At 38.6% G+C, this 7,744-nt stretch carries 3 protein-coding genes and 1 tRNA gene; all 4 read left to right on the top strand.

All coding sequences use genetic code 11. The features are described 5' to 3' along the window. The first annotated feature begins 24 nt into the window (after positions 1–24). Positions 25–97: transfer RNA gene (locus tag QX565_RS14685), tRNA-Gly, on the top strand. 525 nt (positions 98–622) lie between these two features. Beyond that, positions 623–2,500: a glycoside hydrolase family 2 protein gene (locus QX565_RS14680; RefSeq protein WP_221649333.1), complete on the top strand. Its 1,878-nt coding sequence runs from the start codon at positions 623–625 to the stop codon at positions 2,498–2,500. Positions 2,501–2,567: 67 nt separating this feature from the next. Beyond that, positions 2,568–4,409: an ELWxxDGT repeat protein gene (locus QX565_RS14675; RefSeq protein ID WP_289293258.1), complete on the top strand. Its 1,842-nt coding sequence runs from the start codon at positions 2,568–2,570 to the stop codon at positions 4,407–4,409. Between the two features lie 189 nt (positions 4,410–4,598). Beyond that, positions 4,599–7,739: a SusC/RagA family TonB-linked outer membrane protein gene (locus QX565_RS14670; protein ID WP_289293256.1), complete on the top strand. Its 3,141-nt coding sequence runs from the start codon at positions 4,599–4,601 to the stop codon at positions 7,737–7,739. Positions 7,740–7,744: the final 5 nt, after the last annotated feature.

Below are 7,744 nucleotides of genomic sequence, written 5' to 3'. Positions count from 1 at the left end.
CAAAGTGATAACTTTGGCTAGAATGCGGAAGTAGCTCAGTTGATAGAGCATTAGCCTTCCAAGCTGAGGGTCGCGGGTTTGAGCCCCGTCTTCCGCTCTCAAGAGAATCCTGATAGTCAGATTATTGACTTTCAGGATTTCTTTTTTTAAACCAGTTGTAAATACAGACTTTGAGAATCACAGAAACACCATAATGAGAAATAAAAAGATATCTTAATACTCCACATACCATAGATACAAGCTATCAAATATTCTTTATACTGCCCATCTTTTTTCATTGAAAATACAATTTTCATCCAATCTCAATCTATCGGTTGCAGATATTTTTTCAAAGCATCTGATAATTATCAGTGCATTCAATCAATAGAAAGATATTCATTAAATAGACTATATAAATTTAATGCCATACGAAAAGTAACCTTCTTATATCTACTCCTTAAAACTATCCCCGAAACTAAAAAAACAGTAAATGGGCCCACTACGTACTTCACAAGATGATCATCAGAACAATAGTCCCTTTTTTCAGCACATTTTTACCTGTGTTTTTTTGGGGGGACCACTATATTTGCAGTGTGATTTAATTAATACAATATCTAATATTCATAATGTAAAACACTAAAATATGAAAAAAAAGATTATTCTGTTTTTGGGATTATTCTTAATAATAATCATACCCTCTTGTTATGCTATAAATATTCCCCGTCCCGAATATCCCCGCCCACAATTTGAAAGAGCAGATTGGATAAACTTAAATGGAACATGGACTTACACATTTGATTTTTCCAAGAGTGGTATGGAACGTTTTTTATATAATTCCGAAGGGTTCGAACAATCTATTATAGTTCCTTTCTGCCCGGAAAGTTCACTCTCGGGAGTTGAGCACAAAGACTTCATCAATGCAATGTGGTATCAGCGTAAGATTTCCATTCCGGCTACATGGGAAAATAAATGTATTCTGCTTAATTTCGGCGGAGTAGATTATAAATCGATCGTATATATTAACGGACAACAGGTTTTTATCCATTACGGAGGCTCCTCCTCTTTCTCTGTAGATATTACTCCATATGTTAAAGCTGGTTCTATCAGTAATTTAGTAGTATATGTGGAAGACGATTTACGACAAGGATTACAAACAGCCGGTAAACAGTCACTTCGCCTAAATTCTTACAGCTGCCACTACACACGGGTTACAGGTATCTGGCAAACAGTCTGGATGGAAGCCATAGCAAAAGATGGCTTGAAAAGCTGCCGTATTACCCCCGATTTAGATAACAAAAAATTTATTTTCGAACCGATATTCTACAATATAGATAGAGAAACCTCGTTTAAAGTTCGTATTTTAGATAATGGAAAAGAAATTTTCGTACAGCAAGTTCCCTCAAGTCAAAGTTCGTTCATTGTCGCCAAACTGAAAAACGTGAAAACTTGGTCACCTGAGTCCCCTTTCCTTTATGATATTGAGTTTACTGTATTGAATGCCAAAGGAGAAACAATTGACAAAGTTAACTCATATGCAGGCATGCGGAAGGTGGAACTTCGTGGGAAAACATTCTACCTCAATAACCAGCCATATTATCAACGACTGGTTCTTGATCAGGGATATTATCCCGACGGACAATGGACTGCTCCCAACGATGCTCAATTAAAAAGAGATATCGAATTGGGTAAGGAGGCCGGATTCAATGGTGCCCGCCTACATCAGAAAGTGTTCGAACAACGGTATTTTTATTGGGCCGACAAACTGGGATATCTCACTTGGGGTGAATCCGCCAGTTGGGGACTAAAATGGGAAGACCAAATGGCAGCCCGCAACATGATTACCGAATGGGAAGAATGTGTATATCGTGACTACAATGCCCCCTCTCTCGTAATATGGTCACCTTTGAACGAAACCTGGAAGGATGATATTGACGGTCAACGTGCCCGATTAACGAACGATCTCTATTTCATTACAAAACGCATAGACCGTACTCGTCCAGTAGTAACTACAAGTGGCGGATACCACGCCGGATTTACCGATATCTATGCTGAACACACTTACGTCCAGGATCCCGTCCTATTATACAAACAATTAGCTTTAAACGAAGAAGGTTATCCTTATGTATTCCGCCCCGACAAAAGTGCACCTTATAAAGGAGAAGCATATATAATCGATGAATTCGGAGGTATACAATGGTTCAAGGAGATGAAAGCACCTGAAGTCAGTGATCCCAAAAAGTTCTGGGGGTATGGTGCCCCTCCCAAAACGCTGGAAGAATTCTACCGAAGACTGGAAGAACAAGTTAATGTTATTCTGAGCCTCGACCACATCATCGGATTCTGTTACACACAGATAGTCGATGTGGAACTGGAAAAGAATGGCATCTACACATACGATCGGAATGAGAAATTCGATATGAAACGTATTCGACAAATCTTCTCAAAGTCTCGTGAACAAGCTAAAGAGGAAATAAAGAAGATGTTGAAAGAAAGAGAGATTGAAAATGAAAATAACAAATAAACATATGTAACGTTAGTTGAATTATTTTACACAAAATCAAATTGTTAACATTTAAATTAGTTGAAACATGAAAAAAAGTACTTTTTCACTTCTGATCGCTACATTAATGGCAGGAAGTGTAGTATCGCAATCATTGCCGGAAGGTATGACAAGTCTTCTTCCGGAAGGAGTAAAGGCAAATATTGCAACGGAACAAAAAGGTAGTAAAAAGAAGGATCTGGTAGTTGCAGGAGAAAAATCGAAGGGATATAAGGCTTTTTTTGCAGCTTCAGACGCTACCCACGGCGAAGAGCTTTGGGTAACCGACGGAACGAAACAAGGAACCTACATGGTAAAAGACATTTGGCCGGGCAGCTCCGGTTCAAATGTAAATTATCTGACACGTTTCAATGACAAAGTTGTATTTGGTGCCGATGATGGAGAAAATGGTATGGAATTGTGGATTTCGGACGGAACGGAATCAGGTACTTACATGGTAAAGAATATTCATGAGTGGGCTTCTTCGGATCCGCGCGGGTTTACACAAATCAATGAAACCCAATTTATTTTCGGGGCCAAAGATTTTGAGAGTGAAAATTATGATGCTGCCCGAGGGGAACAATGGTGGCTGTATGTCAGCGATGGAACTCCAGAAGGAACTGAGTTGATTTATGAATGTGATACAAGATTTCCCGGACAATCTTACGGAACTACATGGTCAACTCCTTATTGCCGTGTCGGAAGAAAAGTATTCTTTAAAGCAGATAATACAGATGGTACGGTAGGTGAAGAGCTTTGGGTAACAGACGGAACCCGCGAAGGTACCAAACTGGTTATGGATATTAATACGGAAATGTTAACTACTGGAACCGGCTCCTCAGCTCTCGATAACTTGGTTAATTTCTATAATGAAAAACTATTCTTTAAAGCATGGACTATCGAACACGGTGCTGAACCTTGGGCCAGTGATGGTACCCCTGAAGGTACATATGAAATTAAGGATACAGACCCTTCATTGGATGCAAACTCAAAGCCACGCAGTGGAGGAGTTTCCTGCCCTGGTATATATCCATACAACGGAAAAATATATTATCGCGGATATGACCCGGAAAAAGGATTCGAACTAGCATGTACAAATCTGGAAAAAGAAGATTATACTACTTTTGATATTAATGTGAACGATCCTACGAATGAAAAGAATGGTTTTGCTGACCCTGGTGTCGAATTTGACGGAGTATATATGTTCTGTGCCGACACTGGCAACGATGCAACAAAACCGAATAATTTCGGTGGTGAATTACACTATACCGATGGAGTAACAGTGACTATGCAGTCGGATAAGGCTCCCGGTTCACTTAGTCATTGGGCAAAAGATCTCACTGTAGTTTCTGGTAGTTTGTATTGGTGGAATGCAGGTGGTGCAGTAGCTGAAGATAAAGAAAAACTTTTCAGAATAGACAACAAAGACCAATTCCCGGTTCGTGTTACTAATTTTAATCCGGCCGGTGACAAAGTCCACACATTACGCAACCTGAATGGCGATCTTCTATTTGCCACGAATGATGAAAGCAAAGCATTGTATATTTATCACTACCGCAAAGAAGGATACGATCCGGTAAAGGACGCCGATGATTTAGATAAGAGTTTAGAGTTCAGAACCCGTGCAGAGATGGAAGGAACAGGTATTAAAACAACCCAGGTACCGACAGAAGCAATTATTTATCCAAATCCTGCATCCGATAAATTCAATTTCAATGTTCAGGGAAATGTAAAAAGTATAAAGATATACGATATTTCCGGAAGATTGATAAAAGAAGAAACTAAATTGACTACAAATTCAGTTAATATATCTTCTCTTACTAAAGGAATTTACCGTGTTTTGTTCACTTGTACAGAAGGCTCTTTTGTTTCCAGCTTACTCGTAAACTAAATAACATGAGCTGAATATAGATTTTAGACATAAGAAAAAGAAATAAAATTTGTATATCAAATAAAATATATTCTTTTATTCTTATGTCTAAAAATAATTTGTAACAAGAAAAAATAGATCTATATAAAAATCAAAACGGTTTCTGTATTAATCTATTAGATGAACGATTATTTAAAATCTAATTATTGAATGAATAAGCATCAATTTTATAAGATGGCGGCACTCCTTGCAGCCCTATTGTTTACGCTTGCTTCATATGGGCAGAACATTTTTTCACTATCGGGAACCGTATTGGACAGCAAAAGCAAAGAGCCACTCATTGGTGTCACTGTAGTGGAAGAAGGTACCACAAATGGTACAGTAACTGACCTGGACGGAAAATTCGTCTTAAAAGTAGCCTCTAACGTAACTCTTCGTGTCAGCTATATGGGCTACACAAGTAAAAAAATAACTGTTACCAACAACCATCAATTGACAATATTGCTGGAAGAAGAAAGCAGATTGCTGGATGAAGTGGTCGTTGTAGGATATGGTGTTCAGAAAAAGAGTGATATAACAGGAGCCATCTCTTCTGTTTCAGGTGAGGCAATAAACAATGTCCCGGTTGCATCGGCTTTGCAAGCTTTACAGGGTAAAGCTTCCGGTGTGAATATTATTCAAAACACCGGTGCACCAGGAGGTAATACAACCATCAAGATTCGAGGAACAGGTACAGTCAATGACGCCGATCCGCTTTACGTAGTGGATGGATTTATTGTTGACGGGATAGACCACCTAAGTCCAAACGACATTGCTAATATTGAAATATTGAAAGATGCAGCTTCAAGTGCCGTATACGGTGCACGTAGTGCTAATGGCGTTGTGTTGATAACTACCAAGAGTGGTGAAAAAGGAGAGATGAAAATTTCATTTGATAGCTTCGTAGGGGTTTCCACTCCTTGGAAAAAAATATCAGTAATGGACGTAGAGCAATACGCCCTTATGCAAGACTATATTAATGGATTGTCAAATTACTCTGTTGACGGTCAACTATATTATTCTAAAAACTCATCCGGAGAACTTTATTACGATAAATATAAATTTTTCCTTGTCGATACAATCAGAAATAATTCTCCTAATAATTGGTGGGATGCAATCACTCAAACCGGTTTCAAACAACAATATAACCTTTCAGTATCCGGAGGAAATGACAAACATAAATACATGGTCAGCGGAAGTTATTATAATGAAAATGGAATTGTAAAGACTTCCGGATACAGACGTTTTAACACACGCATCAATCTGAATAGTAAACTGGCATCGTGGTTAAGCATGAATGCAAACATCATGTACACAAATGAAAACCGCCAGATTGTACCCGAAGGAAAAAGTAGCGTACTAAAACAAGCTCTGTTTCAAAATCCAATGATTTACACATACAATTCAAAAGGATATTTTTCCGAAAATCATCCGATTGCAGTATTGGAACGTAACCACAATAAGATGAGTAGGCACCGTATTGATATGAACTTAAGTCTTACTGCCCAACTCTTAAAGCAACTAACCTATCAATTTAAAGTATCGGACTATATTGTTCCCGAAACACTTTCTAATTTTTATGAGGTGAATAAATTAGAAGAAGATTTTCAGATGCCCAATGACCTGACTACGATATATAAGCGTCAAAATCTGACTAATAAATGGGAAATTAATAATTTAGTCACATTTATTTGGAATAATAATGTACACGACATCACAATCATGGCAGGTCAGACAGCCGAAGGCTACCGTTATAGTTTTCAAGAGTCGAACAGAAAAGGCACTGCAAGCAATTCATCCGACCTATGGTATTTGTCGAGTGGATATACAGGTGATAAAACTTATGGACGTGACCGCCATTGGAGTGCATTAGGTTTTGTAGGACGAATAAACTACAATCTACTTGACCGCTATCTGCTTCAGGCGAATTTTCGTGCCGACGCTTCCTCTATTTTTGCCAAACAGGAAAGATGGGGCTTCTTCCCTTCCGTTTCATTGGGTTGGAAATTCTCATCCGAATCTTTTATGGAAAGTGCCGATTGGCTTTCGTTAGGTAAACTTCGTATAGGATGGGGACAGTTAGGAAATAACAGAATCGATGAAATGTCCCGCTATACGCTGTTAAATACACAGTATAATTATCCGTACGGAATAGGAAATCACATCCTCTACCCGGGTATTACTGCAACAACTATCGGGAACCCTGACATTCGATGGGAAAAAACGGAAACCGTTAATATAGGTCTTGATATGGGCTTTTTTAAAAACAGACTAACAATCGGACTGGAATTCTTTGACAAGCGAACCACCGATATGTTGTTACGTGTTCCTGTCACTTTATCGGCAGGCCTTGACGATTCTCCGATGACAAATGCCGGTTCTGTCCGTAATCGTGGTGTGGAATTGATTGTGAATCATAAGAATAGCATAAACAAATTTAGATATGAAATAGGGTTCAATATATCCTATATTAAAAATAAAGTAATGAGTTTGGGTACAGGCAATGAACCTATTTACGGAGCACGACTGGACGAGTCGAGCATTGTTGACTTTGTAACAAAAACAGCTGTAGGAAAACCGATTGGTAGCTTTTTCGGATATGTAACAGACGGCATTTTCAATACATATGAAGAAGTAAAAGCAAGTGCACAATACGAACCCGGGAAAAATGCCCTCGATCAAATCACACGTCCGGGAGATTTTCGTTTTAAGGACTTGAATGGCGATGGTCGTATTACGGCAGAGGACCGGACATATTTAGGATCTCCACTACCCGATTTCGTTTTCGGAGTACCACTCTCTTTCAGTTATGCCAATTTTGACCTGAGTCTTTTCTTTCAGGGACAGACCGGAAATAAAATATTCAACGTAATGGATTATTACTTGAACAATGCAAGTTCAGGGAATGTCTATGCAGATATTCGCAGTAAACACTGGTCTGGTCAATTAACAGATGAGAGAAAATTCTTTCCAAGAAATCTCAATACATCCGTTCCCGATCTCGATCCCAATGATATGCCTCGTAATTTCAGAGCCTCCGATTTTTATGTAAAAGACGGTTCTTACATTCGTCTTCAGGAACTTCGCTTTACATATAATTTCACAGAAAAGGTATGTTCCAAATTATATCTGTCAAATTTATCTCTATATGTAGGAGCTTACAATCTGGTAACGTTCACACGATATAACGGATTTGATCCGGAAGTAGGTAAAATAGTGGGAACAGAAGGTAACAATCTTAATATGGGAGTGGACCACGGAAATTATCCGCAGGCACGTACATTTACGATAGGATTTAAAATTGCTTTGTAACTATA

The organism is Bacteroides sp. 41_26, assembly GCF_949740115.1.
In the GTDB taxonomy this organism is placed as follows: domain Bacteria; phylum Bacteroidota; class Bacteroidia; order Bacteroidales; family Bacteroidaceae; genus Bacteroides; species Bacteroides nordii.
This window is presented reverse-complemented; position numbering and strand designations above follow the sequence as displayed.